The following is a 24,552-nucleotide window of genomic DNA, read 5'->3' on the forward strand; positions in this document are numbered from 1 at the left end:
CACTCAACAACAATGAAAAAGATCATATACATAGCATTAATCGCTCTTGGTTTTGGCTGCGAAACCGCCATTCAGCCGGAGCTCAAGGAAGCTGAGGAAATACTGGTGATAGACGCCTGGCTTACTCAGAAAATGGAAAGACAGAAAGTGATGGTGTCACGATCGCAGCCGTATTTCGATAACTCTTACCCAAGCCTGACGCCTGGAGTGCTGGTAACGGTGGAAGACCTTAACACAGGAATCGTTTACAACTTTCAGGAAGGTGCCGATGCCTACTACTGGGATCCTGCCGATGCCCCGCTGGGCGAAGCAGGCCATACTTACAAACTGGCGGTTACCTATGCCGGTGAGACATTTGAGGCGCTGTCGACGCTCGGGCGTGTGCCTGAAGTGGATACCATATTGTACAAGTACAATTCCAAGGACTTCAATATACTGGAATCGTACTACTCTGCAGAGTTTGTGGCAACCGATCCGGTGGGGCCCGGCGATGCGTACTGGATCAAGGCGTGGAAAAATGGTCACTACCTGGGCAAACCGTCAGAGATCAATATTGCTTTCGATGCGGGCTTGTCGCCAAGCCAGTCGGTGGATGGAGAAGTATTCCATCAGGTTATCCGCCGTGACTTTGTGAACCCGTTGGACCCGCTGCCCGACAGAAAAAACTATTACCACCCGCCTTACGAAATAGGTGACTCGCTGTATGTGGAGATTCACTCGATTGACCCTGTGACGTTTGAATATCTGTCAGGCGTCATTCTGCAGACCAACAGGCCGGGAGGTTTCTCTGAGCTGTTTGCTACTCCCCTGGCCAATGTGATCACAAACGTGAAGAGTACCGATGAAAATTCGAACACCAACGTAGCGGGTTTCTTCAATGTGTCGGCTGTTAGCTCCGGAGGTGGTAGAATCACCCGGCAAATTGCAGACGAGGCGAAGGCGGACGCTGGAAAATAGTGAAGGTTCTCCTCTGGGGCGACTGACGATTCATTTTTAATAGGGTTCAGACCCTGTCAGGCTGGTTGCTTTAGTTAACGAGCAATCCCTTTCAAAGGGGTTGCTCATTTATTTTCCAGGCACTCTTTTGAAAAAAAAACAAGTATTCTCTCTTCTTAACTAAAGTCAATGAAATCGGTTTTTCACCATTCTAATTTTGAGTATTCAAAAACGAAAAACAGTTAAATCAATTTCAAAAACTCAAAACAAAGAAGAAGATGAAAAAGTCAATTTCAACAATCGCAGTAATGATCATGATAGTGGTTATCAGCTCTTGTGGGGCTGGCAGGGCTATCATGCGCAACCAAAACCAAAGCTCCACTCAGGTGCATCTCAAGGAGAATAATTTTAAGGTGATCAGCAGTGTCAGCGGTAGTGCTGAGGCAAAGTACTGGGTGCTGATCGGTGGAAGAAAAAGACAGCAGATGTACAACGAAGCGTACGCCGAAATGGTGAAGTCGGCAGGGTTGATCGACGGTCCCAGAGCGCTGGTGAATTTGCTTACAGAAGAGCATGTTGGCGGTGTGCCTCCATTCTTTTTGAAGCGAACCATTACCGTTAGCGGCCACGTGGTTGAATTCAACAGATAGTCAAAAGCTAAAAAGGGTAGGTGCTGTTTGATTCAGGCAGCCCGCCCATTTTTTTCAACAACAACAAAATTGAACCATGAACTCAAATAAAAAAATGACTAGGATCGCCGGATTCCTTTATCTGATCATTTTCGTTACTGCCGGTTTCAGCGAAGGCTATGTGCGTGCTGGTGTAATGGTGCCGGGCGATGCTGCGGCGACCGCTAAAAACATTGTAGCTGCTGAAGGGCTGTTCCGTCTCGGCTTTGCTGCCGACCTCGTGGCCTTCCTGTGTGATTTGGTGGTGTCCGTGCTGCTGTATCAGCTGCTTAAGCCAGTGAATAAAACCCTTTCGCTCACAGCAGCGCTACTCCGGTTGCTGGCCCATCCGGCCATCGCCAGTGTGAACCTGCTCAACCACTACATGGCCCTGCAGCTACTCGATGGCTCCGACTATCTGGCGGTATTCAGCCCTGATCAGCTCAACGCTTTGGCGCTGTTTTTTCTCAATGTGCACACGGTCGGCTACCTGATTGCAGGGGCATTCTTTGGCCTTCATTGTGTATTGCTTGGCTACCTGATCATTAAATCCGATGGCTTTCCTGCCTGGTTGGGGACTATGATCATCATCGCCGCTTTGGGCTACCTAATTAACAGCTTCGGCAATTTTCTGGCTCCGGGACATGAAGAGCTCTTCGATAATATAGTGGTGGGGCCGGCAGTACTGGCAGAAATGTCACTCTGTCTGTGGCTGCTGATCAAGGGTGTGTCAGTCAGAAAGATGACATCGAAGGCCATCGTAGCCTGATGTTAGAAACAAGGTCAAAAACTCAAAACATTATTTAAAATGAATGCAATTGTATATCAACGATATGGGTCGCCCGATGTGTTAGAACTGAAGGACGTACAAAAACCCATGCCGGGCCCCGGTGAGGTGCTGGTAAAAGTGCACGCAGCCTCCGTGAATGCGGCAGACAAGCACCTGTTGAGAGGGCAGCCGTTTCCAGTTCGAATGATGGCTGGGTTTTTCAAGCCCAAGAACAACATCCTTGGCGCCGATATGGCCGGGGAGGTTGAAACCGTTGGCAAAGGTGTGAGCTATTTCAGGCCTGGAGATAAAGTGTTTGGTGACCTGTCGGCTTACGGCTTTGGCGCATTTGCTGCATACGTAGCAGTTTCCGAAAAAGCGCTGGCGCACATGCCATCAAATGCCTTGTTCGGAGAAGCCGCCGCTTTGCCGATGGCGGCTGTTACTGCCCTGCAGGGGCTTCGTGACAAGGGGCAGATCAGTCCCGGAAAGAAGGTGCTGATCAACGGGGCTTCCGGCGGCGTAGGCACCTTTGCTGTGCAGATAGCCAAAGCTTTTGGCGCAGAAGTGACTGCTGTAGCCAGCACCGGCAAGACGGAGCTGGCGAAGATTCTGGGTGCAGACCACACCATTGACTACAAACTGGCTGACTTCACAAAGGGTGGCGAGCGCTACGACCTCATTTTTGACGTCGTGGGCAATCATTCGGTATCAGCGCTGAAGCGAGTGCTTAACAAGCATGGCAGGTACGTAACAACTGCCTTTTCACCCGGAGCTATGTTTCTAGGGCCATGGATTGCCATCGCCGAAGGCAAGAAAATAATCAATATGCTGGCCAGTGCCAACAGGAAAGACCTCGAGGCAATCAGGCAGATGGTTGATGCGGGAGAAGTGAGACCGGTAGTTGAGCGAAGCTATCCGCTGGCGGATGTTGCAAAAGCCATCAGCTACATGGAAGAAGGGCACCCGTTTGGAAAGATCGTGATACAGGTTAGTTGACCGGTGATTGCGAAGGAGTCGATTGTATTTGAATTGTGTGAGGAGTCGCCCGAGCGACTGTGGCAATCTGCCTGTTCCCAGCAGCGATCTGTTAGATTGCTCCAGGTCGGCCAGGGGATCGTTTAGTCGAAAAGAATGCTACCTCTTCTCCGCCACCCGCTTCCTGATCCTGCTCAGCGACTCCGGTTTCACACCCAGATAGCTGGCCAGGTGATACTGAGGTACCCGGTTCAACAGGCCTGGCCTGGTTTCGAGAAGATTAAGGTAGCGCTCTTCGGGGCTTTGGATGATGTAGTTAGCCAGCATTTCCTGCTGCTTGCCAAAGTCATCCTCCATCGAAAGTCTGCAAAGCGATTCAAACTTTGGGTGCTTTCGGTACAGCTCCTTTTCTTTTTCGTAGCCGAACACAGCCAGGGTAGTGTCTTCCACGCACTCCAGATAGTGGTTGGCGGGCACTTTGTTGAGGTAGCTGTTCATGGAGGCAATTGACTGCTCTTCGGTATAGAATTGGGTAGTTTTTTCCTCACCATCAGAAAGGTAATAGTGCCTTACGCAGCCTTTGATGTTGAAATAGCATTCAGTGGCGATTTGGCCTTCTCTCAGTAGTATTGTGCCTTTTTTGAAGTTACGAATAGGAATGCAGTCGTTGAGTACCTCGGTTTCTTCTTCGGTGAGGGTCATGTGCTGACCGATCATTTCGGAGATGTACTTTACCATGGCTTCTGGTTTGGTTAATAGCAGGCGGCCAGAGCATGCCTTTGTTAATGATATGTTAAAGATAAAAACTATCTACGCTTTAGCAGTCCTAAAAGTTAACATTGGACTGTTGTTCCGGCTTTTCCTCAAATGAATTAACAACTTATTGTACAGACAAAAATTAGTTTTGGTTATAACTCAATGATTTCACAAATGACAAAAAGAGCTAAATGCGTTTTTCAGTTCCTCTTTACGATGTTGGTGGCAGGCACAGTCAGTGCACAATCAACCCAACTCACTCATGAAGATTCACTGAATGTGGTGCTCAAAAAGTACTACGAACTCAACCTGAAGGTTTTTCAAGCCAATTCCCGGCCAAAGGACATCGACAATATTTTTGATCTCTTAACAGCCGACTTCGAGTACATCCACCCTCACTACGGAGGCACTTATTCAAGGCAGGATCTCTACGAAGGCTATCAGCGTAACCAGAAAAACGGAGGCTACGATGGGAGTGTCGTTGATATCAAAATCCATAACAAAATAGTGGGGCTCAACGCCATTGCCGTGAGCAAAAGCTTTGTTACTAAAAAGGATGGAAAGGCAGTAGAAGGCGAGCCCCAAATGACCCTGTTCGAGTTCAGAGATGGAAAAATTGCCAGGATCTACGAGTATTGGTAGTTGTGCACTTAAATCTCTCTGAAAGTCGTTCCGGCGGCCAGCACCAGAAAACCCACTAACAGCAAGGTGTAATTGTATTCACTCAAAATCTGTACATGGGCGTAGTGACCAATAATGCCAAGGATGCCGCTGATCAAACCAATAATCCAGGTAATTTTCTTAGGAGCTGAAGGTGCTTTCATGTTGGGTGTTTTTTTAAGATTGGAAGGTTGCATGAAAAAAAAGGAATAGGGCAATAGTCGGACTATTACCCTGTCCTTATCTTATGATCTGTGTTGAAAGAGATAGAATATACCGAATTGTAAGCCTCTGTTGAAAGAGTTGGATGCATTGTTCTCGCTGATGTCCGTTAGGCCGTGAACGTAGCGGAGGTCATACCCAAAGCCGGTGGAAGGTTTCACATAGCTCATGCCTACAACCAAGCCTATGTCAGTGTTTTTGTAATTGTTTTTTACATCCGTGCTGCCGTCGCCAACTTCCGACTTGGCACTTGCCAAAATCCCCAACTGCGGGCCTGCTTCCAGTCTGAAGCCATTGTCGAACATGTATTGAAAGAGTAGCGGGATATTCACATAGTTCAGGTTGAGCTTCACATCGCTGCCACCGCTTTTGTATTGAGTGCCTTGTCCGGAAAAAACCACCTCTGGCTGAAGTGCAAATTGCTTATCCATATGGATATGACCCAGCAGACCAACATTGAAACTGAGTTTGGGGTCGAAGTTGCCGCTATTGTCGCCCTGGATGGTGTAGGCGTTCAGGCCGCCTTTTATGCCAATATTTACGTGTTGTGCCTGGGTGGAAACAGTTAGGAGAAAAAGGGCAATAAGTGCGAATAAAAAAGATTTCATATTTTTCTTGGGAGTGGAGTCCGCCATTACATTATGGTAGATCATCAAAGTGAGTGCAAAGTTCACCACAATGGCCCATGGGATTGTTGCACAAGGGGAACTATTAGTTACATATATCACGGATGGGGCACCCGGCGTTGAAAGGTGAGGTCTTGGCGTTAAATGGTCAGCACATTCCAGGGAATTTGGAGAAGAGGTATCACAACCTTTTGAATGTGTTCGAAATTTTGCCATGTCCCATACGTTAGTGGAAATTACCAGCGATTACATTGCCGTTGGCGATATCATGGATGACGCCCTTCATAGGACGCTGATCGGCAAGGTCGTTTGTGGGCGAAGGCGATTTTGGTTTGGACAGATAGCTTATAGTTGGGCAGCCAGTCATGTGGGATATCTTATCGGTTTGGGTTCTTTTCGGTATTATTATCATAAGTTCAATGGCTTGTCAGGATTTATCGCTTTAAAATCGTCTATGTCATTGTAACCGATACCTGTTTAACTACAATCCCTACTACAACATGACACATCCTCAATCCAGTCGTCGCCAGTTCATTAAAAACACTGCCTCAGCAGCGACCGGCGTTGCCCTCCTTTCTTCTTTTCCAAAAAGCGCCCTGGCCATGATGCAGGACAAACCCAGGATCAGATTTTCGGTCATAGGTATGAACCATGGTCATATTTATGGCATGACCGAAGCTGTAAAAAGAGGAGGAGGCGAGCTTGTTTCATTCTATGCTCCGGAGCCAGAGTTGGTGGCAGCCTTCTCGAAAAGATACCCCGAAGCAAAACTGGCTAAAAGCCAGAAAGAAATACTTGAAGATAAGTCGATACAGGTGGTGTTGAGCGCCGGCATCCCGGTGGACAGAGCGCCGCTGGGAGTGGAGGTAATGAAAGCCGGTAAAGACTACCTGGTCGATAAGCCGGGCATCACCACCCTTGCTCAGTTGGCCGAAGTACGCAAGGTGCAGAAGGCAACAGGCCGCATCTATGACATCATGTTCAGCGAAAGGCTTGAGAACAGGGCTACTGTGAAGGCTGGAGAGCTGGTGCAGTCAGGTGCCATTGGCAAGGTGATCCAAACCATAGGCATGGGGCCTCATCGGATCGGTCTCACAAACCGACCAGAGTGGTTTTTTGATAAAAAGTACTACGGTGGTATCATCACCGACATAGGATCACATCAGTTCGATCAGTTCCTCTTCTTCACAGGGTCTACCACAGCCGAAGTGGTGGCCTCTCAGGTAGGCAACAACCACTATCCGCAGTACCCGCAGTTTGAGGATTTTGGTGATGCCATGGTAAAAGGTAACGGTGGCGCCGGCTACGTACGGGTCGACTGGTTTACACCTGACGGCTTGGGCTCCTGGGGCGATGGGCGCTTGACCATATTGGGAACAGAAGGCTATATCGAAATACGAAAAAATATTGACATCGCTTCTGGTCACGAAGGGGGCAACCACCTCTACTTGGTAACGCATAAAGAAACCAGGTACATCGACTGCAATGATGTGGAGCTGCCATTTGGTAAGCTGTTTGTGGATGATGTGCTCAACCGCACCGAAACGGCGTTGCCACAAGCCCACGTTTTCCTGGCCACCGAGCTGGCACTCAAAGCGCAGGATCAGGCGAAGAAGCTGGTGATTACGAAATAGCACTGGCAACTCGCATACCCTTAGCAGTCAACCTGTTTGTTTCCTAAAAACGGATACTTTTGTAAATAACTTTACGTTTTTAGGAAACTTTCCGTATTTTTAATTTGTGGTAGTAATTGATACTGGAACAGGAGCGAGCCACAAGGTAGAGATTGAGCCTGTTGACGATCGTGACTTCGCAAGTCTGACGAAGGCGAGGTATTTCTTTGATTGGAAGCAAGAAAAGGAATTCGAGATGTATAAGCTGAGAATAGCCAACACGAGAGATATACTTGGCCTTGTTTCTATAGAGAGAATTCCAGAAGAGTGGAGGTTGCGTATTAGGCTGCTGACCGTTTCAAAAGAAAATAAAGGGAGTAGCAAGAAATTTGAAAACATTGCTGGCAACCTACTGACGTTTATTTCAAAAATTGCTGTAAGAGAATACGGTGAGCTTGCTTGCGTGTCGTTAAAGCCAAACGGATTAATTGCTCGCCACAACATAGATAAATTCGGCATGAATGTAACGGGTCTGACTTTGAGTATCGAGATATTGGAAATTTTCAATTTGATTGAGACATACGACCATGACTAGCAGAAAAAAGGAGATAAAGGAAATTGAAGGGGCAGAGTATGGCGTTGATTCACGGTATTCTTCAAAGAAAGACAGACTGGACGACGGCAAGGCATTAATGGAGGCCAGGTTGCAGAGAATGAAAAACCTGTCGGCCGATCAAATCGTCAAGGCGAAGTTATTGCAGCTAAAGCTGAAAATGGACGAATACATTAAAGAGCCAGTCTATCACACGCATAGTGCTTTTACCGAATTTTTAACCTCATACATCGATTCGATCTATAGCAGAAGAAATAGTTTTGCGAAAGACATTGACGTCACTCCTGTTTTGCTGAGTCAGATTTTGAATAACCACCGGGAGCCAAACGAAGAGTTCCTGTTAAGGCTAATGATACATGCTGAAAAAACATACGAGCATGTGTGTCAATTTCACAAAAGAACATGGCATCAGGTTTACTTTCAAGAGAAAATATGCGATGTGATAGCCAGCCAGGACAAATGGCGGCCTGACGTGGAGAAACATGTAAAGATCAGCAAACTGGCCAAAGTGTGATAGCTAGTGGCTCCAGGTTTGTGGCAAGGCATCAAAACGGGATAAAAAGTGGATGCATCCGATAAACTCATACATCACCTGCAGGAAACCATTCCGCTGACGGAGAACGAGGCGGAATTGGTAAAACAAAGTTTTAAGGAAGTGGCCTTAAAGAAGAAGGAGATGCTTCTCTTCAAAGGCGAAACTTCTTCGCACATGCGGTTCATAGCCGAAGGCTGCCTCAGGAGCTACTACATGGACGAGGAGACGAAGGAGCACATTATCCAGTTTGGTATCGAAGGCTGGTGGATCAACGACTTGTATAGTTACCTCACTCAAACGCCCGCCAGGCAGTTTATTCAGGCCATCGACGACAGCGTGCTTCTTCAAATTCACAGAGACACCCTGAACAAGCTTTATGACGAGGTGCCCGCTGTCGAGCGATTTTTCAGAATGAAATTCGAAACTGCCTATGTGGCTCTGCAGGATCGCACCATCAACTCCATGAGTAAAACCGCCGAAGAACGGTATGTGGAGTTTCGCTCCAAATACCGCGACATCGAGCAGCGGGTTCCCCAATACATGGTGGCCTCCTACCTGAAAATAACGCCCGAGTTTTTAAGTGCTATCAGGAAGAATTTGAGTTGATGGGGAAGTTCAGTCAGGTGCATGCTTGATCTGCCTGACAGAGCAACTATGCGGACAGAGGCGTGATGCGAAGTTGTACTAAAGTGAAACTTTTGATACATTTGCTACGTGGATAGCAAAGTTAGAAAGGTCATCTTCTACAAAGATTATTTCGAATCCTTCTTTCTAAAGCAAAGTGATAAAGTTCAGAAGAAAATTATCTGGACAATTAACTTGATAGAAGAGATTAAAGGCATTTCTGAAACTTACCTGAAGCACATCAAAGGAACTGACGGGCTGTATGAAGTGAGGGTTCAAACTGGAAGCAATATTTATAGAATCTTTTGTTTCTTCGATGGTGGACAGTTAGTGGTGTTAATGAACGGTTTTCAGAAGAAAACTCAAAAGACCCCCAGGGCTGAGATCGAAAAGGCATTGAAAATTAAGCAAGAGTATGAGCAAGAAAAGTAATATAATGACCCTTGATCAATTCAAGAATAAGCATTTTGGTGAGGTTGGCACGCCGAAGCGAGATGACCTGGAAGAAGGCTACGAAAATTTTAAAATCGGAGCACTAATCCACGAGGCTAGACTTGAAAAGGGGCTGACTCAGGAAGAACTTGCTCGAAAAGTAGGAACTACTAAGTCATATATTTCAAAAATTGAAAACAATATAAAGGAGGTTCGGCTATCGACCTTAAAGAAAATTGTGGAGCTCGGTCTTGGTGGACAAGTTGACGTTTCCATAAAGCTGTAAATCTATAACGGGATTCATTTGAATCTCCTTGGGATGCCCTGCGAAACATCCCGAAGAGCAGTGCCCTCAGAAAGAATTTGAGTTGATGGGTCGTTCTTAAGATACCTTAAGGCAACCGGCTTTCATGACGCCCAACTTTGTAAGAAAAAGTTAAAGTCATGAAAACAACAACATTCATTTTGGTCACGCTGCTCACCATTACGGCCGCAACGGCACAGCAAAAAGAAGCAGTTGGTGAAAGTCCCTGGGGCCCCGACGATGAAATAGGTACCCTTAACATGATGACAGAGGCGTCGCAACTGCAGGTGCTTTCGCAGATTGTGTCGGGCAAGGTTTACGACCTCAGCGTCGATTATTTCGTTGGCATGCCGAGCTTCCATTCGTTGGGCGATCCCGGTTATCAGTACTGGCTCACGCATACACCCCACGGTACGGTTGTCGATAATCCTAATGGTTTGGGGGAGGCCATGAACCAAAAGGTAAGCTACACCGGCGATGCCATATCCATGTACACCCACATGGGTACGCACATTGATGCGCTGAACCATTTTGGGCTGAATGGCAAGATCTGGAATGGTTTCACCCCTGAAGAACACCTTGGCGACAAAGGCTGGAAAAAGACGGGTGCCGAAACCATACCGCCGATCATTGCCCGGGGTGTGCTGCTGGATGTGGCAGCTGCCAAAGGGCCACTTCCCAAAAACTACCGCATCAGTGCCGCTGACTTGCAGCTTGTGTTGAAGAAGCAGAACGTCCGGCTGCAAAAAGGCGACGTCGTGTTGATTCGCACTGGTCAGGCACAGCACTATGAAAATGCTGCTGACTATCTCGACAACTACCCTGGCATCAGCCTCGATGCTGTGAAATGGCTGGTGGAAGAAATGAACATCATGCTGCTGGGCGCCGACAACCTGAGCTTCGAGGCTTTTCCACCTGAGCGAACCGACAACTGGGTGCCTGTGCACACGTACCTGCTGGCAGAAAAAGGGGCCATGTTTATAGAACAGATGTTCCTGGAAGAGCTCTCGGCCAACGAAGTGTATGAGTTCGTCTTTATTGCAGCCTCGCTGAAGCTGCGAGGGGCAAGTGCTTCGCCCATGCGTCCGGTGGCATTTCCTATTCAGACAAAGCAGTAGAGCCATGAATAATCCTGTATTACTCCTCCTTTCGTTTTCGGTGGGTATTATGGTCGTGATCCAGGGCGGTATCAATTCCCGCCTCGGTGTCATGCTCAACAACTCACTTGTGGCTACAGGCATCGCCCTGGTGATGAGTGCAAGTGTTACGCTGCTGGTAGTAGTAGCCACTGTACGGCAGCTTCCGACAGCCGGTGAGCTGAGGCAGATTCCTGCCTACATGTGGTTTGCAGGCGGCGTTTTTAGCTTCATCGCCGTCTCGCTGTTTTACTATGTTATTCCGAGGGTGGGTATCTCTACCGCAGTCACCTTCAGCCTCACAGGCCAGGTCATTTTCGCTGCTGTCGCCAGTCATTTTGGTTGGTTTGGTATGCCACTGGAGCCCGTATCAATAAAAAAGATCGCCGGTATGCTTGTCATGATTGCCGGCGTAGTACTTGTAAAATCGTAAATAAGATGAACTTAATAGATAAACTTAACTGGCGTTATGCCACCAAAATATTTGACCCCGAAAAGAAGGTGAGCGCTCACGACCTGGCATTCCTGAAGGAAGCGATCAGGCTTTCGGTGTCCTCGTATGGTTTGCAGCTCTACAAAGTGCTCATCATCGAAAACGATGACATCAGAGAGGAGCTCAGGAAGTCTTCCTGGAACCAAAGCCAGATAACAGATGCCTCTCACCTTTTCGTTTTTTGCAACTACACCCGCAACTACGACCAGCATGTGGATAGCTATATCCGGCGGATCATTGAATTGCAGGGGAAAAGCGATGACGGCCTGAAGCAGTACGGCGAATTTATCAAGAAGACCATTGCTGGCATGCCCACGGAAGAGCGAAAGAGCTGGTCTGAGAAGCAGACTTACCTCGCTTTGAACAACTTGCTGATGGCTTGTGCAGAGCTGAAGATCGATGCCTGCCCGATGGAGGGGTTTGATAAGCAGGCCTACAACCGGCTCCTGGGCCTTGATGAACTGGGACTGAATGCCTCAGTCATTGCGCCGGTAGGTTATCGCTCTGATAAAGACGAGACCCAGGAACGGCAGAAAGTAAGAAAGTCGATGGAGGAATTGTTCCAGATGGCTTGAAGGATTGATGATCAGGAGGGTGTAAGCGCTTAGGCTGAATGTGCCCACGGTGTTCTGCTTTTCATCCAACGAACAATTCTTAAAACAAGAATAACACGCAGCGATGTGTGTTATTTTTGTATTAGTGCCATCTTGGTGAATTGTTTGAAGTCAACACTCGTATGCTTAGCAATAATTTAGCGAAACCGTTCTTTCTGCTTGCTTTCATCAGCGTGCAACCAATCGTTGGCCAGGCCCAGCAAGTAAAAGATGTGCCTGCTGCCTTTGAAGCGCTGAGCGCAGAACCCGAGGTCATTGTGCTGGCGAATGACATTGATGTGCCCACTAAGTCCGGGCATTTGCAGGGTGTGCAGGTAATGGTGCAAGACGGAGCTGAAAAGCTGCTGATGTCGGGCAGCTCATTGAAGCAGGCCTATATTTTGCAGGCTGATCTGGCTTCACGTCAGACCGAGAAGCTTATTCCATTGATGAAGGAGCCGCTCCGGCATGCTGGGGGCATTCAGCTGACTGACAAGTACCTCGGTGTGGGCATCGAAGACAATGTGAAGAAAACCGTGTCAAAGGTGCAATTGTACAACTACCAAGGCGAAGGCCTTTACGAAGACCAGCCAGTCGTTACCATCGATAGGGAGGGAGTGCCTCAGCTGAAAACCTCCGGTGCAACGGGGATACTGGCACTAGAGAATGACTACCTGATAGTGGTCAGCAATTGGGACAGCCGCTATTGGGATTTCTATCGCTTCGACCCCAACGGGGTAGACCGGAGCATTATCTACAGTTTTGCTGCTCCTGACGATTGGGGGAGCTACCAGTCCATCAACCTGATCAGGGGTGAGGAGGCCATTTATGCCATTGGATTTTACAAAATTACCGATGGTAACTACGCCGATTTAATCCTTGTGAGTAAGGCTGGGCCGTTTGATCCCTTCATGGAAAAAGTGCTTACCAAAGCCTTTTACTGTAAAAGCGGTGTGAGTTTTGGTGCTGCTGCTGGCTTGCAAGTGGACAACGAAGGAATATTGCACCTATGGGCCACACAGCCCGATGCTTTCAAGCGGATTGCTGTCAACAGGTTTTCTGAACGATAAACGAGTTGCTTAGCGCTTCCTGTTATGCGGAAATTTCGCATATAATGAAGGCAGCGGTTGCCATTCGTTCCTTTCTCTCTCAAATACCCCCCTTTTCTTTGCAGCGCAGCAAACGACTGAAACATAGCTAGGTTGAAGGGCAATTATGGCTACAATGGGAATTCATTGTAGCCATGTTTCGAGACGACCCTTGTTATGACAGTTAAGTAAGCGGTTTTAGTTGAGGAAGGTGCGGAGTAGGCTAGTATTGAATAGCTTCATAATATTTGTATTTTACAAGTTTAAAAGTCGAAAATTAGCTCTGTGGGAATGCAGGCAACGTACGGGCACCTCAACCCAACATCTTGGAAATCCAACACAGCTGTATACATTTTTACTATCTTCATTTGTTAAGGGAAAAATGTGGTCTGAGCCTTAAAATCTGGATGTGCAGTTTTTGTGTTGACAAAAGCAGTAATGCTCTTTAGAACTACTATCGACTAGAATTATTCAATTATGGAAGAAAAAATACTTTTCAGAATCAAACTCGATATTCCCGAATTAGATAAGTACTACCCCGTAAAAAGTGAGCCGGTAACCAATGAATATGAGGCCGAACTCATACTAAATTGGCCAGAAGAGCTGATGATTAAGATTTACTTTAATGATCTGGAAAGGTTGGATAATAAATTTGCGCATTGGAGTCACCAATACGAGCACAATATTCTCAATAGAATCACGGTAACAGAAACTATTTCCCCTAAGGATTTGATTCTCGTAGATTTTTGCAATTATTCATACAAAGGAATGACTGTGGCTTCCAATTTCTATGAGTACGGCCTCAAATATTTCACTATTAAGCTTCGAGGTATCAAATTAGGTTACAAGAATCGTGAGAAAGATGATTCTATCTTCTATTTAAATGAAGCTAGCTTCAAACTCATTGAACTCAATTACTTCTACTGTAAGCTCCCCCTAAAATTGGACCACTCAAAAGTTGACTTTTCCGTTTCACCGGCTGATCAAAAATAGGTGCCTGCTGGCAGCCAGTCAAGACCAAGCAGGCGGTTGATTTTTGTTTATTTTCAATGGCATCAACCGGTCTTGACAGGCTGTGCGCATTCACCTTGGTAATGATCATCGGCTGAAAAGGAAAAATAGTATTCATATTGTTTGTAATAGCTCGACAGGAGATCGATACCCAAGTGACTCATGGGGGCGGTATCGGTTGTAATCATCGAGCCATTCTTCAATCTTATATCTCACCTCTGTGAGGTTATGGAAGACGTTGGCATTTAGTAACTCTTTCCTAATGCTGCCGTTACATCGCTCGACATAGCCATTTTGCATAGGCTTACCAGGCTGGATGAAGGTAAGGTTGATCTGATGACCCCGACACCATTGATCCAACTGATTGGAGATAAACTCGGGGCCATTATCCACTCTGATCATTTTAGGTAGGCCCCGGAACTCTTTCAGGTATTCTAGCACTCTGATTACCCTGGATGCTGGAAGTGATGTGTCGGCTTCCAGTGCTAGTACTTCCCGGTTATAGTCATCCATCACATTCAAAAGCCTGAACCTTCGACCATCCCATAAACTATCATTCATGAAGTCTACAGACCAAACCTGATTGATACCTTCTGGCCTATACAAAGCTTGTTTTACCCTGGCTGGAATCCGCTTTTTATACCTGCGGCGAATATTAAGATGCAGCCCGGTATAGACTCGGTAAACACGCTTGTGATTCCATACATAGCCTTTCTTCCTGATCCTGTAATAGGATTGCCAAAAACCTATCGAAGGGTGCTTGTTCACCAGTTCTTCCAGCTCTCTTATCACCGCACCGTCATCCCTAAATTTGGGTACATAGCTGTATGTGCTTCTCGGCATACTCACTGCTTTACACGCTTGACGCCGACTCACTCCATGCGCTTCGACCATGAACTGAACCAGTACGCCTTTTTCATCAAGCGTCAGAGCTTTTTTGAAACAGCATCTTTCAAAGCCTCATGCACCAGGCTAAGGTCAGCAAACATGCGCTTCAAGCGTGCATTCTCTTCCTGAAGATCCTTCATCTTCTTTACATCACTGGGTTCCATGCCTCCATAACGTTGACGCCATTTATAAAAGCTCGCTGTGGTGACGCCCATTTCCCGGCAAATGTCCTCGGCCTTACGCCCTGCTTCGTGCGCTCTAATCGCACTTACAATCTGTGTTTCTGTGAATCGTGACTTTTTCATATCTACCATTTAAAGTTGATTATTTTTTCTCAACTTTTAAATGGTCGAACTTCAGGGGAGCTTACAGTAGTGATAAGCCCGGGAGAGCCCATGCTCAGAGCGAACATTACCATCAATATAGCACCAGCACCTATAGCCAAAGTAGCCTTCGGGCCAATTCCTGACAAGATCTATGCTGGAGTGAACGTGCCACTTACGCTGATAGTGACGGATGAAGCCGGATTTGAACGTCCGGAAGTCGCTGTTTCGCTGAAATCGTCGGATGAAAGCAAAGTCGCAGTTGCGCCGTTCTATAAAATAATTCCCCGTGAAAAAGGTAAAGTGACCCTGACTGCTTCAGTAGGTGGTGTGCAGGGAAAGCTGGACGTGAATGTATTGGAAAATCCCATTGCTAAAATTGATTTGAAAGCGGACATGACGGAAGGCCGCTCTGGCGACGTATTTACACTGACTGCCGTGGCGATGGACAAAAGTGGGAATGTTGTCAAAGACGCACCCATCAACTATTCATTTACTGGTGAGTCGTACGACGTGTCTGCCGCTCCATCGGGTTTAATGACAAAGGAAGGAAAGTTCGTGGCAGACCAGCCCGGGCTCTATGTGTTGAATGCTACTTGTGGCCCGGCCGCAGCTTCTGTCACCGTGAGCGCCAACAACCGCAACATCTCACGGAAAATCGACCTGGTAGGTCAGGGCTCTGTCAACAACAAGCACACGTCTGATTTTTGGATTTGGGAGGGTGTTGACGGAAAAGACTACGCCGTAACCGGCACATGGGGCGCCGATGGCACAGCCTACTTCTGGGACGTAACCGATCCTGCAGGGATGCTGCTGATTGACTCTGTGAAAGTAGATGCCCGTACCGTGAACGATGTGAAAATTTCTGAAGACGGGAAAATCTGCGTGATCTCCAGAGAAGGTGCTTCCAACAGGAAAAACGGCCTGGTGATCATTGACGTGACCAATCCAAGAGATGCGAAGGTTATCTCTGAGTTTTCTGAAAACCTAACCGGAGGTGTACACAATGTCTTCATTTACAAAAAGCACGTCTACGCACTGAGCGCAGGCAGAAAATACTACTCTATCAATATTGAAGATCCGGCCAAGCCCAGGATTGTAGGGGAGTTTGAGCTGGATACGCCAGGTCACGCCATCCACGACGTTTGGGTGCATGATGGCATCGCTTATTCTTCTAACTGGGACGACGGCGTCCAACTGGTCGACGTGGGCAATGGTATTGCCGGTGGCTCTCCGTCGAACCCGGTGCAGTTTGCCAGCTATGCCTATCCAAGTGGATCGAACCATGCGGCGTTTCCTTACAAAGACGAAAAGACGGGTAAATTCTACGTCATTCTCGGCGACGAGGAGTTTCCTTACGGACTTGACCCCGATGGCCGTAAGCCTGGCAGAGCAGCGGGCTTCCTTCATATCATCGACTTCACAGACCTTAAAAACCCTAAGGAGGTGGCCTGGTTTCAGGTGCCGTTTGCGGGATCGCACAATTTCTGGATAGAGGGCGACGTGCTGTATGCAGCTTTCTACAATGCAGGTGTGCGGGTGGTTGACTTGAGCGGAGAGCTGTTGGGCGACCTGAATCGTCAGGGCCGTGAGATTGCCTGGATCGTGCCGGAAGATCCCGATGGCTACATAGCCAATGCGCCATTTACCTGGGGAGCTCAGCCGCACAAAGGCCATATTTTCTATTCCGACTGGAACAGTGGGTTGTGGTCGGCCAAGCTGAGGCCGGTAGAGCCAGAGAACACCAAGATACAAACTAAGTAAGCTGACGCTTTGCATATGAATACTATGATCAAATCATTCTTGCTGTCGGCGGCCATCTTCTTTGGTTACAGTGCTGGTGCGCAGAATTACTATGTATATGTCACTGCTGAGTCAGAGGATGAGGTAGCGCTCATCAAATTTGACGGAACGAAGGCCACAGTAGAAGAAACCATTGCCGTGGGCATCTGGCCGGCAGAAATTGAAGGGCCGCATGGCATCAATGTAAGTCCGGATGGAAAGTACTGGTACCTGTCGCTGGCACATGGTAATCCGTACGGCACGCTCTATAAGTTTTCCACTGAAACCAATCAGGTAGTCGACACTGTCAGGCTGGGGCTTTTTCCCGCCTCCTTGCAGGTATCAAAAGCAACCGGCCTTTTGTACTGCGTGAACTTCGACTTGCACGGCGACATGGTGCCCAGCACGGTGTCGGTGGTAGACCCGGAAGAAATGATCGAGATCGATCGCATAGAAACCGGAGTGATGCCTCATGGTTCAAGGATTTCAGCTGATGGACTGTACCACTATTCGGTGGGCATGATGTCTGGCGAGCTTTTTGAGATTTCGACAACTAAGCTAAAAGTAACCAGAAAGCTCAATCTCGATGGAAAGGAAGAGGAGCCTGAAATGGCCAGCATGGGTGGGATGGACCACAGTGCCATGGATCATTCAAAGATGGATCATTCGATGATGGGAGCTAGCAAACCGATGTATCATAGCGCTGTTAAGCCTACCTGGGCCATTCCTCATCCCACAGAAAGAAAAGTGTATGTGGCTGGCAATGGCTCCGATGAGATATTGGAAGTGGATCTCGACAAATGGGCGATCACCAACCGCTTCAAAACTGGGAAAGCACCTTACAATGTGGACGTGTCGCCGGACGGCCGTTGGCTGGTGGCCACCTACAAAGGCAGCGCCGAGACCGGTGTGTGGGACTTGAAGAAAGCGAAGGAAACCGCCAGAATAAAGAACACCCGCAAAGTGTCGCATGGCGTGTCCATTTCATCCGATAGCAAGTACGCTTTCGTTTCTGTAGAAGGAATTGGCGGAGAACCCGGTACCATGGATGTAATCGATATCAAAAAAGGGACAAAAGTAGCTTCCGTTGACATGGGCAAGCAGGCTGGTGGGATTATTTTTTGGAAGATGGAATAGCTTTACATCGATTAAAGAGTTCAAAAGGATCAGGGGGACTGATCCTTTTTTTGTAGCTACCCAGCCTGTTTACGCTATGATGGTTTTAACCAAAATGCTTCACTATCTTTATCAACCGGGTTATTAAACGAAACCATTGTAATCCGGCAATAAAACACATCCAACAAAACCTACTCCACCTACTATGAAACCTACCAAATATCTTTTTGCTATTCCCTTACTATGCTTTTTAGCCTGCAGCACGTCTAAAGAAGAAGCGGGCGTTGTTGCCAACAATGAAACTGCGAGGGCCAGACTTGACTCGACGCTCAACAGTATGGTAGAAAACGGCATGGTGGCGGGTGCTTCTGCATTGATTTTCGAGAAAGGCAAGGAGGCCTACTTCAATGCCTATGGATATGCCGACCGGGAGGCCAAAGTGCCCATGGATAGAAACACCATCGCTATCATTTACTCAATGACCAAACCTGTTACTGGCGCTGCGCTGATGACCCTTTACGACAAAGGCGCTTTCCAGCTTGATGAGCCACTGTCGAAATATGCACCGGAGTTTGCCGACATGCAGGTGTTTGCAGGGATTGATTCTGTTTCCGGAGAAATGATACTGGAGCCGCTGGATCGTCCGATTACCATCAGAGATATTACCCGTCACACAGCAGGCTTTGCCAATAATCCCAATATGTCTGGCTTGGGCGAGGTATTGAGGGCGGTTGATCCTGCCAACAGAGGGAACACCCTCGTGCAGATGGCAGAAAAGATGGGTACTATACCATTGATGTTTCAACCGGGCACGCAGTGGGCTTACGGGCCTTCTGTAGACGTGCAGGCTTTTCTGGTAGAACGGCTGTCGGGCGTGCCCTATGGCGAATACGTGAAGAAGAACGTGCTTGATCCTTTGAAGATGAACGAAACCCGCTATTTCGTACCTGAGAGCGATCGTAACCGGATGTCGGCCATATACAGAAGAAATGAAGATGGTACGCTCACTCAGCTGCCCGATTCGACCGCCCATTCTTTCAATATCAACACCTGGGCGCTTACCCCGGGAGGCTATGGCCTTACCTCTACCGTCGACGACTACATGCGGTTGGCTCAGATGTACGTGAATGATGGTACGCTGGATGGTGTAGCTATTCTAAAGCCCGAAACAGTAAAGCTCATGGCCACCAATCACCTGGATGAAAACATCAAAGAGCGCATGTGGCTGCCCAGCAAAGGCCAGGTCGGCTTTGGGATTGACTTTGCCGTGAGGCTGCGCCCGCCAGCATCTGCCGATGAGAACCATGGCATTGTAGGTGAGTTTTTCTGGGATGGCGCTGCCAGTACCTTGTTTTGGGTGGATCCTGTAAACGACCTGACGGCAGTGCTATTCGTGCAGATCATGCCATTTGCTGGTCAGGTGCATAAGAAATTCAGGGATGCGGTGTATGGGCCTTATGTGCCTGGCGAACTGAAGTAAATATTGGTCAGAATGCCAAAATGAACGCCTGCTAACGTGGTGGGTTAGGTGTGCTCCACTTTGAATATCAATTTGGAAGACAGCCATAATCGGAAATCAAAAGGAACTGAAATATGAGAGGCCCATTCTTTTCACTTATTTTTCTGATGGTAGCAATAGCTTGCACCCCCGACAAGTCCCCGACAAGTGCTTCTGAGTTAGCGGAAGAGAGCACCGCCGCCATGGAGGAAGAGGAGGCTGCTCCGATGGCCGAGGTTTCGCACGAGCAACTTAAACGTCTTATTGAAACCCAACAGCCTATTTCGGCTGAGTTCCTACCAGCCGCTTCTGAAATGGTGATTTATGGTGGAAGTCTTCGGGATCACACCATTTTGCAGGAAACCAATGACTATTTGTTGGTTCAGTCGAAAGATGGTGGGACTGACATTTCTAACTATTATCTCTTGAGTTTTTCAAAAGAGACTGGAATGGCCATCTCTTTTATTGGTTTAGGTCAGGAGGCAGAGGGGGTTGATCCCTACAAGTTGCGATGGGCGTACGACAACTCGTTTTCTACGGTAGCTTACCAGTATGAGCGATTGGAAGATGAAGAGTCGGGTGCCTACATGAAGGGTGCCCTCATTGACTCGACAGTTACAAATTATACGATTGCAACTGACGGGACAATATCTTCCGGCAACTGATAACCCAATCTGTCGGCCATTCTGTGCTTCGGGGAAGTTCTCAATTGCCAGACCCTGACCCGCACCTGGTTTTCCGTAAGAACTGCCATTTTAACCCCGCAGTCATGTTTTTCACCTATCGGGATTGAGTAAGCGTGAGATGGAAGGCGGCTTTTACAGTCCTTACTTCTTAGCTGCTTTTCGAAATTTTACTACTCTACACTTGTAGAACACAAAAGTTTCTCTACATTTGTAGAGCAAGGTAAATATCCAACGTACATAGTAGATGAAACTGTCACAAAAGGAAGAGGAATTGATGAATTACATATGGCAAGCCGACGAGACCTATATGAAGGACCTGATCGATGCTTACCCCGAGCCAAAGCCTGCAGTAACTACCATTGCCACTTTGCTGAAGCGGCTGACCAACAAGGGAGCCATCGGATTTCGGGCCGACGGTCATTCAAGGGCTTACTACCCGCTGATAGCCAAGTCCGACTACTCTACCTCTTATGTCAAAAACATGATAACTACTTTTTTTCAGGGGTCGTCGGGGAGGTTTGCTTCCTTTTTTACAAAGAACATTAAGCTAAGTAAGGAGGAGCTGCTCGAGCTTCGTGATATGATTGATGACCAACTTAAAGCATCAGACAAATGATTATTTACGTCATCCGCTTCAGTTTGTCTTTGGCTATTGTCTACGTTTTCTACAAAGCTTTCTTTGAGAACGAAAAGGGTCATGGCTTCAAAAGACTGGTGTTGCTGGGTGGCCTGGCGACGTCGCTGGTGGTGCCGCTTGTTTCAATCGATACATCGGAAAGTATTAAAAGCGCCATCACAGCTGTTGAACCCTATGTACCAACGAATTATTTCTTTTGGGAGTGGTTGGCCGGAGCTGTGTATCTGTTGGTGGTAGCTGTGCTGCTGGTACGTTTTGGGGTGGATATTTACCGTTTTCTGAGGAAAGCTGCTTGTAACGAACAGCGCAGGTACGGCCGGGCAACGGTGGTGCTGCTAAAGGAGGACACCACGCCGTATTCCTTCCTTCATTATATTTTCATCAACAAGGCGCAGTTTGAAGCCATCCCGCTGGAACTGTTAAAGCACGAACTGGCTCATGTGCAGCAGTGGCATACGCTCGATATCTTCCTGGTGGAACTGGTGAAAGTGGTCGTTTGGATCAACCCAATGGTGGGGAGGTACAAAAAGGCTATGCAGCTCAATCATGAGTTTCTGGCTGATGGTGATGTGCTCAGAACGCACGATACCCGCCACTATCAGGATATCCTGCTGAGCTATCTTGATGGACAGCGACCGATGAACATGGTCAGTGGTTTCAATTTTTCTCCAACGAAACAGCGATTCCAAATGATGACAAGGGGAAAGAGTAGTATGTACGCACTGAAGCAAGTGTTCATTGTTCCGATGCTGGCGGTCATTTTGATCTCCTGTTCCGATAATCCGGGCGTGTCGGGCAAAGAGATGCTTTACTACTGGCGCTACACGGCTGGCATGCAGGAGATACTCGAAACGGGCGAAATGAGCGAAAAAGACCTGAAGGAGGGGATTCTGTTGCCGATAGAAACAAAAGGGCAATACGACACGCTTATGGCCATCTATAAAAACATGAGCAGTGGGCAGCGGGGATCAGTGTATAAGCTACCGGCTTACCTGGAGCCACTCACCGACGAAGACTGGCAGCAAATGAAACAGAGCATGCAAGCTCAGTAAGTCAAATCTCATTACTACATCTAATCTTCCATCATATGAACTATTATGGCATGAACAACTATGCAAAAATTTTCCTGGCGTTGGTCTGCCTGGCCATCATCGGCCACGCCGCCAGCAGCCAGGCACAGCCGTCTTCTTACCTGCTACAGCTGGGGATGAAAGACAGCGTCTATTCGAAAGTTTTGAAAGAGCAAAGAGACTTCTGGGTGCAGCTCCCGCAAGGCTTCAACCCGGAGAGCAAAACGACTTACCCCGTCATTTACTTATTGGACGGCGGTGCACAGTTGGGTGCACTGGCGGCAGTGTATAGCTACTACACGGGCCATCACCTGCCCGACATGATTCTGGTGGGTATTTCCAACCGCACCAACCGCACCCGGGATCTGACCACTTCTGAAGTCAAGTTTCGGAATGGGGGCAAAGTGAGAGAGGCTACCGGTGGTGCAGAAGCCTTCACCCGTTTCCTGGAAACTGAGCTGATCCCCCATGTGAGCAGCAATTACCCAACCTCACCGTTCCGGACGCTGATCGGGCATTCTTACGGCGGCCTGTTCACCATCAACACGCTGGTTAACCACACCGAATTATTTGACAATTACATCGCCATCGACCCCAGCCTCGACTGGGACGACCAAAAGCTCATGAAAGAAGCAAAGGAAGCGCTAAAAAGCCGACAGTTCCAGAGAAAATCGCTTTTTGTGGCATTAGGCGCTGGTCAGCTACACATGCTCGATGGGGAGATAACCCTTGATAATGTGATGCAGGACACGTCGGAATACAGCCTGTTCGGCCGTTCTATTATTGAGTTTTCCAGGTTTGCAGAAAGCCAGCCACAAAACGGCCTTTCCTTTTCCTGGAAGACGTACCCCGATGACTATCATTGGACCGTGCCACTCCCTGCTTTGCGTGATGGGCTCATCAGGCAGTTTGAATGGTACCAGCTTCAGTCGCCCGCAAAATACAGCAGCCCCGAAACCCCTTTGGATGAATTGCTTACTTTGATCAGGCAGCGGGAGAAAGTGCTGAAAGAACATTTCGGCTACCCTTTTCCGCCGATGGTAGAGGAGCTTTTTAACCAGGCAGGCTACATGTACCTGCAAATGGGGCAGGTAGCGAAATCAGAGGTGTTTTTCAAAATGGGGATCGAGTATTACCCGGGAAGCCCAAATGCCTACGACTCAATGGCTGATTATTATGAGTCGCAAGGCGACTATGCCAATGCACTGGTTAACCTGACAAAAGCTTTTGAGATTAGCGGGCAAGAGTATTATGCTGACAGAATGAAAAAACTAGAGAAGAAGTAGCTGTTGGCGATGAAAAACCTTGTTGGGTGGGTTAGCTTGCTAGCCCCAATCCACCCATTACCTCCCAAACAATACCCTTCTCAGGCATCCCGTCCAGCAGCGGCATGGCCCTGGCAATGGCAGCTCTCACACTTTCCAGCTTCAACGAGTTAGCATGATCCTCTTTTGTTTCCCAAACTTCAGATATGAGGATGAGATCCCTGTTGTCCGGGTCTTTGCCGATAAGGTATTGCAGGCAACCCGGCATGGGGCTGTCAGTTTGTGCATTTTCCATTAGAATGGCAATGAGTTCATCGCCCTTGCCGGGCTTGGCTTTCAGCTTTCCGAATAAGCCGTATTTGGTGTTGGTTTCAGCTGTCATGTTTATTCTTCCAGTTTTAGTGCGTAGATAGTGGGCCAATACTTCCCCGTTACCAGCAACGACTTGGTGCCCTCGTACCAGGCAATGCCATTGAGTACATCCACCTCAGGGTTTTTGATCCTGGCCTGCTCGGCCAGGGCGGAGAGGTCGAGAACGCCCACTACCTCACCATCGGCAGGATCAATTTTTACGATGGAATTGGTTTGCCAGATATTGGCGAAGATATATCCGTTTACGTATTCCAATTCGTTGATCATGGTTACCGGCTGGCCCTGGTAGGTAACAGGAAGTGTTTTTATGACTTTGAGGGAGGCGCTATCAAGATAAAACAGACTGCTTTTACCGTCACTCATAATCAGGTCTTTGCCATCGTGGGTAAGCCCCCAGCCTTCGGTTTCATAGGTGAACTCATTCACTTTTTCGAAGGTGTTCAGGTCGTAAACAAAGCCCTGCTTGTTCTTCCATGTGAGCTGGTACACTTTATTGTTGAGGATAGTAATGCCCTCGCCAAAATACTCTTCAGACAAGTCCACTTTTTTTTCTGGCTTGCCTGTTTTGATATTAAGTACACCAAACCAGGAGTGGCCTTCTTCGCCTGTGCTTTCGTACAGCTTACCATTGTGCACAACAAACCCTTCGGTGAAGGAGCCGGTGTCATGAGGTAATTGGCTGTGGATATTAAAGTCTATTCTATCCGACGTAGCTTCTTCCTTTTTTTCGGTTGAAGTACATGCCGCTGCCAACACAGTAATGATAAGCCAGGAAAAGCTTTTGTAAGTCATATTGTACAGTCTACTTTTCCTGGCAATTTAATTACTTTACTTTCTCTATAAGAAAAATAGGCCCAA

Annotated in this window: 30 protein-coding genes; 24 read left to right on the plus strand and 6 right to left on the minus strand. The window is 47.8% G+C overall.

Translation table 11 applies throughout. The annotated features are described in order from the left end of the window. Nucleotides 1–12 precede the first annotated feature (12 nt). The 4 genes from ACMVP2_RS16640 to ACMVP2_RS16655 all read left to right on the plus strand — a co-directional run bounded on the left by ACMVP2_RS16640 (nt 13) and on the right by ACMVP2_RS16655 (nt 3,372). Entirely contained in the window at nt 13–957 is a 945-nt protein-coding gene (locus ACMVP2_RS16640; RefSeq protein ID WP_416864269.1) for a DUF4249 domain-containing protein, read from the plus strand. Nucleotides 958–1,214: 257 nt separating this feature from the next. Beyond that, entirely contained in the window at nt 1,215–1,586 is a 372-nt protein-coding gene (locus ACMVP2_RS16645) for a DUF6567 family protein (protein ID WP_416864270.1), read from the plus strand. A 94-nt stretch (nt 1,587–1,680) separates the two neighbouring features. Continuing rightward, nucleotides 1,681–2,373: a DUF4386 domain-containing protein gene (locus ACMVP2_RS16650; protein ID WP_416864271.1), complete on the plus strand. Its 693-nt coding sequence runs from the start codon at nt 1,681–1,683 to the stop codon at nt 2,371–2,373. A 39-nt stretch (nt 2,374–2,412) separates the two neighbouring features. Then, nucleotides 2,413–3,372 (plus strand): NAD(P)-dependent alcohol dehydrogenase, encoded by a 960-nt coding sequence (locus tag ACMVP2_RS16655; protein ID WP_416864272.1) that lies wholly within the window; start codon nt 2,413–2,415, stop codon nt 3,370–3,372. A 138-nt stretch (nt 3,373–3,510) separates the two neighbouring features. Here the strand turns inward: ACMVP2_RS16655 and ACMVP2_RS16660 are convergent, their stop codons facing one another. Beyond that, a complete protein-coding gene (locus ACMVP2_RS16660) occupies nt 3,511–4,089 on the minus strand; it encodes a Crp/Fnr family transcriptional regulator (RefSeq protein ID WP_416864273.1) in 579 nt (192 codons plus the stop codon). 192 nt (nt 4,090–4,281) lie between these two features. Between ACMVP2_RS16660 and ACMVP2_RS16665 the strand changes: the two genes are divergently transcribed. Beyond that, nucleotides 4,282–4,749 carry a nuclear transport factor 2 family protein gene (locus ACMVP2_RS16665; protein WP_416864274.1) on the plus strand — a complete coding sequence of 156 codons (468 nt, stop codon included), beginning with the start codon at nt 4,282–4,284 and terminating at the stop codon, nt 4,747–4,749. Between the two features lie 8 nt (nt 4,750–4,757). Here ACMVP2_RS16665 and ACMVP2_RS16670 read toward each other — a convergent pair whose 3' ends face one another. Continuing rightward, nucleotides 4,758–4,931 carry a hypothetical protein gene (locus tag ACMVP2_RS16670; protein ID WP_193217767.1) on the minus strand — a complete coding sequence of 58 codons (174 nt, stop codon included), beginning with the start codon at nt 4,929–4,931 and terminating at the stop codon, nt 4,758–4,760. 81 nt (nt 4,932–5,012) lie between these two features. After that, nucleotides 5,013–5,597, minus strand: coding sequence for a porin family protein (locus ACMVP2_RS16675; RefSeq protein ID WP_416864275.1), 585 nt, complete (start codon nt 5,595–5,597; stop codon nt 5,013–5,015). Between the two features lie 232 nt (nt 5,598–5,829). On the opposite strand from ACMVP2_RS16675, the gene ACMVP2_RS16680 reads away from it, so the two are divergent. The 12 genes from ACMVP2_RS16680 to ACMVP2_RS16735 all read left to right on the plus strand — a co-directional run bounded on the left by ACMVP2_RS16680 (nt 5,830) and on the right by ACMVP2_RS16735 (nt 14,039). After that, nucleotides 5,830–6,081 (plus strand): hypothetical protein, encoded by a 252-nt coding sequence (locus tag ACMVP2_RS16680; protein ID WP_416864276.1) that lies wholly within the window; start codon nt 5,830–5,832, stop codon nt 6,079–6,081. Between the two features lie 34 nt (nt 6,082–6,115). Continuing rightward, the gene (locus ACMVP2_RS16685; protein WP_416864277.1) at nt 6,116–7,249 is read left to right on the plus strand and encodes a Gfo/Idh/MocA family protein; all 1,134 of its coding nucleotides are present in this window, start codon (nt 6,116–6,118) and stop codon (nt 7,247–7,249) included. Nucleotides 7,250–7,355: 106 nt separating this feature from the next. Next, nucleotides 7,356–7,823 carry an N-acetyltransferase gene (locus ACMVP2_RS16690; RefSeq protein WP_416864278.1) on the plus strand — a complete coding sequence of 156 codons (468 nt, stop codon included), beginning with the start codon at nt 7,356–7,358 and terminating at the stop codon, nt 7,821–7,823. Next, nucleotides 7,816–8,355, plus strand: coding sequence for a hypothetical protein (locus ACMVP2_RS16695; protein WP_416864279.1), 540 nt, complete (start codon nt 7,816–7,818; stop codon nt 8,353–8,355). The genes ACMVP2_RS16690 and ACMVP2_RS16695 overlap by 8 nt, the downstream gene beginning before the upstream one ends. A 48-nt stretch (nt 8,356–8,403) precedes the next feature. Beyond that, complete coding sequence (locus ACMVP2_RS16700) at nt 8,404–8,982, plus strand: Crp/Fnr family transcriptional regulator (protein WP_416864280.1); 579 nt, start codon at nt 8,404–8,406, stop codon at nt 8,980–8,982. Between the two features lie 108 nt (nt 8,983–9,090). Beyond that, nucleotides 9,091–9,432 carry a type II toxin-antitoxin system RelE/ParE family toxin gene (locus tag ACMVP2_RS16705; protein WP_416864281.1) on the plus strand — a complete coding sequence of 114 codons (342 nt, stop codon included), beginning with the start codon at nt 9,091–9,093 and terminating at the stop codon, nt 9,430–9,432. Then, nucleotides 9,416–9,718: a helix-turn-helix domain-containing protein gene (locus ACMVP2_RS16710; protein WP_416864282.1), complete on the plus strand. Its 303-nt coding sequence runs from the start codon at nt 9,416–9,418 to the stop codon at nt 9,716–9,718. The genes ACMVP2_RS16705 and ACMVP2_RS16710 overlap by 17 nt, the downstream gene beginning before the upstream one ends. A 158-nt stretch (nt 9,719–9,876) precedes the next feature. After that, nucleotides 9,877–10,854: a cyclase family protein gene (locus tag ACMVP2_RS16715; protein ID WP_416864283.1), complete on the plus strand. Its 978-nt coding sequence runs from the start codon at nt 9,877–9,879 to the stop codon at nt 10,852–10,854. Between the two features lie 4 nt (nt 10,855–10,858). Next, the gene (locus tag ACMVP2_RS16720) at nt 10,859–11,305 is read left to right on the plus strand and encodes a DMT family transporter (protein ID WP_350097211.1); all 447 of its coding nucleotides are present in this window, start codon (nt 10,859–10,861) and stop codon (nt 11,303–11,305) included. A gap of 5 nt (nt 11,306–11,310) precedes the next feature. Further along, nucleotides 11,311–11,940 (plus strand): NAD(P)H-dependent oxidoreductase, encoded by a 630-nt coding sequence (locus tag ACMVP2_RS16725; protein ID WP_416864284.1) that lies wholly within the window; start codon nt 11,311–11,313, stop codon nt 11,938–11,940. 161 nt (nt 11,941–12,101) lie between these two features. Next, nucleotides 12,102–13,028: a hypothetical protein gene (locus ACMVP2_RS16730; protein WP_416864285.1), complete on the plus strand. Its 927-nt coding sequence runs from the start codon at nt 12,102–12,104 to the stop codon at nt 13,026–13,028. 495 nt (nt 13,029–13,523) lie between these two features. Continuing rightward, on the plus strand, nt 13,524–14,039 hold the full coding sequence (locus ACMVP2_RS16735; protein WP_416864286.1) for a hypothetical protein: 516 nt from the start codon (nt 13,524–13,526) through the stop codon (nt 14,037–14,039). A gap of 132 nt (nt 14,040–14,171) precedes the next feature. Here the strand turns inward: ACMVP2_RS16735 and ACMVP2_RS16740 are convergent. After that, nucleotides 14,172–15,250, minus strand: a protein-coding gene (locus ACMVP2_RS16740; RefSeq protein ID WP_416864116.1) for an IS3 family transposase whose coding sequence is annotated in 2 segments (ribosomal slippage) — nt 14,172–14,998 and nt 14,998–15,250 — 1,080 coding nt in all. Because the reading frame shifts where the segments join, the coding sequence is not laid out codon by codon here. 90 nt (nt 15,251–15,340) lie between these two features. Between ACMVP2_RS16740 and ACMVP2_RS16745 the strand changes: the two genes are divergently transcribed. The 7 genes from ACMVP2_RS16745 to ACMVP2_RS16775 all read left to right on the plus strand — a co-directional run bounded on the left by ACMVP2_RS16745 (nt 15,341) and on the right by ACMVP2_RS16775 (nt 23,343). After that, nucleotides 15,341–17,032, plus strand: a complete 1,692-nt coding sequence (locus ACMVP2_RS16745; protein ID WP_416864287.1) for a hypothetical protein — start codon at nt 15,341–15,343, stop codon at nt 17,030–17,032. Nucleotides 17,033–17,056: 24 nt separating this feature from the next. Then, nucleotides 17,057–18,187, plus strand: coding sequence for a YncE family protein (locus tag ACMVP2_RS16750; RefSeq protein ID WP_416864288.1), 1,131 nt, complete (start codon nt 17,057–17,059; stop codon nt 18,185–18,187). Between the two features lie 184 nt (nt 18,188–18,371). Next, nucleotides 18,372–19,646, plus strand: coding sequence for a serine hydrolase domain-containing protein (locus ACMVP2_RS16755; protein WP_416864289.1), 1,275 nt, complete (start codon nt 18,372–18,374; stop codon nt 19,644–19,646). 113 nt (nt 19,647–19,759) lie between these two features. Beyond that, the gene (locus ACMVP2_RS16760) at nt 19,760–20,329 is read left to right on the plus strand and encodes a hypothetical protein (protein WP_416864290.1); all 570 of its coding nucleotides are present in this window, start codon (nt 19,760–19,762) and stop codon (nt 20,327–20,329) included. Nucleotides 20,330–20,594: 265 nt separating this feature from the next. After that, on the plus strand, nt 20,595–20,966 hold the full coding sequence (locus tag ACMVP2_RS16765; RefSeq protein WP_416864291.1) for a BlaI/MecI/CopY family transcriptional regulator: 372 nt from the start codon (nt 20,595–20,597) through the stop codon (nt 20,964–20,966). Continuing rightward, the gene (locus ACMVP2_RS16770; protein ID WP_416864292.1) at nt 20,963–22,039 is read left to right on the plus strand and encodes a M56 family metallopeptidase; all 1,077 of its coding nucleotides are present in this window, start codon (nt 20,963–20,965) and stop codon (nt 22,037–22,039) included. The genes ACMVP2_RS16765 and ACMVP2_RS16770 overlap by 4 nt, the downstream gene beginning before the upstream one ends. Before the next feature lie 35 nt (nt 22,040–22,074). Then, complete coding sequence (locus tag ACMVP2_RS16775; protein WP_416864293.1) at nt 22,075–23,343, plus strand: alpha/beta hydrolase-fold protein; 1,269 nt, start codon at nt 22,075–22,077, stop codon at nt 23,341–23,343. Between the two features lie 31 nt (nt 23,344–23,374). On the opposite strand, the gene ACMVP2_RS16780 is transcribed toward ACMVP2_RS16775, so the two are convergent. Both ACMVP2_RS16780 and ACMVP2_RS16785 read right to left on the minus strand, forming a co-directional pair. Continuing rightward, on the minus strand, nt 23,375–23,704 hold the full coding sequence (locus tag ACMVP2_RS16780) for a putative quinol monooxygenase (RefSeq protein WP_416864294.1): 330 nt from the start codon (nt 23,702–23,704) through the stop codon (nt 23,375–23,377). 2 nt (nt 23,705–23,706) lie between these two features. Further along, on the minus strand, nt 23,707–24,486 hold the full coding sequence (locus ACMVP2_RS16785) for a glutaminyl-peptide cyclotransferase (RefSeq protein ID WP_416864295.1): 780 nt from the start codon (nt 24,484–24,486) through the stop codon (nt 23,707–23,709). Nucleotides 24,487–24,552 lie beyond the last annotated feature (66 nt).

The organism is Imperialibacter sp., assembly GCF_048007035.1.
GTDB lineage: Bacteria > Bacteroidota > Bacteroidia > Cytophagales > Cyclobacteriaceae > Imperialibacter.

What these genes read in the sequence shown, in the direction of transcription:
- ACMVP2_RS16640 (WP_416864269.1), top strand. Translation starts at nt 13, where the DNA reads ATGAAAAAGATCATATACATAGCATTAATCGCTCTTGGTTTTGGCTGC.
- ACMVP2_RS16645 (WP_416864270.1), top strand. Translation starts at nt 1,215, where the DNA reads ATGAAAAAGTCAATTTCAACAATCGCAGTAATGATCATGATAGTGGTT.
- ACMVP2_RS16650 (WP_416864271.1), top strand. Translation starts at nt 1,681, where the DNA reads ATGACTAGGATCGCCGGATTCCTTTATCTGATCATTTTCGTTACTGCC.
- ACMVP2_RS16655 (WP_416864272.1), top strand. Translation starts at nt 2,413, where the DNA reads ATGAATGCAATTGTATATCAACGATATGGGTCGCCCGATGTGTTAGAA.
- ACMVP2_RS16660 (WP_416864273.1), bottom strand. Translation starts at nt 4,089, where the DNA reads ATGGTAAAGTACATCTCCGAAATGATCGGTCAGCACATGACCCTCACC.
- ACMVP2_RS16665 (WP_416864274.1), top strand. Translation starts at nt 4,282, where the DNA reads ATGACAAAAAGAGCTAAATGCGTTTTTCAGTTCCTCTTTACGATGTTG.
- ACMVP2_RS16670 (WP_193217767.1), bottom strand. Translation starts at nt 4,931, where the DNA reads ATGAAAGCACCTTCAGCTCCTAAGAAAATTACCTGGATTATTGGTTTG.
- ACMVP2_RS16675 (WP_416864275.1), bottom strand. Translation starts at nt 5,597, where the DNA reads ATGAAATCTTTTTTATTCGCACTTATTGCCCTTTTTCTCCTAACTGTT.
- ACMVP2_RS16680 (WP_416864276.1), top strand. Translation starts at nt 5,830, where the DNA reads ATGTCCCATACGTTAGTGGAAATTACCAGCGATTACATTGCCGTTGGC.
- ACMVP2_RS16685 (WP_416864277.1), top strand. Translation starts at nt 6,116, where the DNA reads ATGACACATCCTCAATCCAGTCGTCGCCAGTTCATTAAAAACACTGCC.
- ACMVP2_RS16695 (WP_416864279.1), top strand. Translation starts at nt 7,816, where the DNA reads ATGACTAGCAGAAAAAAGGAGATAAAGGAAATTGAAGGGGCAGAGTAT.
- ACMVP2_RS16710 (WP_416864282.1), top strand. Translation starts at nt 9,416, where the DNA reads ATGAGCAAGAAAAGTAATATAATGACCCTTGATCAATTCAAGAATAAG.
- ACMVP2_RS16715 (WP_416864283.1), top strand. Translation starts at nt 9,877, where the DNA reads ATGAAAACAACAACATTCATTTTGGTCACGCTGCTCACCATTACGGCC.
- ACMVP2_RS16720 (WP_350097211.1), top strand. Translation starts at nt 10,859, where the DNA reads ATGAATAATCCTGTATTACTCCTCCTTTCGTTTTCGGTGGGTATTATG.
- ACMVP2_RS16725 (WP_416864284.1), top strand. Translation starts at nt 11,311, where the DNA reads ATGAACTTAATAGATAAACTTAACTGGCGTTATGCCACCAAAATATTT.
- ACMVP2_RS16730 (WP_416864285.1), top strand. Translation starts at nt 12,102, where the DNA reads ATGCTTAGCAATAATTTAGCGAAACCGTTCTTTCTGCTTGCTTTCATC.
- ACMVP2_RS16735 (WP_416864286.1), top strand. Translation starts at nt 13,524, where the DNA reads ATGGAAGAAAAAATACTTTTCAGAATCAAACTCGATATTCCCGAATTA.
- ACMVP2_RS16745 (WP_416864287.1), top strand. Translation starts at nt 15,341, where the DNA reads ATGCTCAGAGCGAACATTACCATCAATATAGCACCAGCACCTATAGCC.
- ACMVP2_RS16750 (WP_416864288.1), top strand. Translation starts at nt 17,057, where the DNA reads ATGATCAAATCATTCTTGCTGTCGGCGGCCATCTTCTTTGGTTACAGT.
- ACMVP2_RS16755 (WP_416864289.1), top strand. Translation starts at nt 18,372, where the DNA reads ATGAAACCTACCAAATATCTTTTTGCTATTCCCTTACTATGCTTTTTA.
- ACMVP2_RS16760 (WP_416864290.1), top strand. Translation starts at nt 19,760, where the DNA reads ATGAGAGGCCCATTCTTTTCACTTATTTTTCTGATGGTAGCAATAGCT.
- ACMVP2_RS16765 (WP_416864291.1), top strand. Translation starts at nt 20,595, where the DNA reads ATGAAACTGTCACAAAAGGAAGAGGAATTGATGAATTACATATGGCAA.
- ACMVP2_RS16770 (WP_416864292.1), top strand. Translation starts at nt 20,963, where the DNA reads ATGATTATTTACGTCATCCGCTTCAGTTTGTCTTTGGCTATTGTCTAC.
- ACMVP2_RS16775 (WP_416864293.1), top strand. Translation starts at nt 22,075, where the DNA reads ATGAACTATTATGGCATGAACAACTATGCAAAAATTTTCCTGGCGTTG.
- ACMVP2_RS16780 (WP_416864294.1), bottom strand. Translation starts at nt 23,704, where the DNA reads ATGACAGCTGAAACCAACACCAAATACGGCTTATTCGGAAAGCTGAAA.
- ACMVP2_RS16785 (WP_416864295.1), bottom strand. Translation starts at nt 24,486, where the DNA reads ATGACTTACAAAAGCTTTTCCTGGCTTATCATTACTGTGTTGGCAGCG.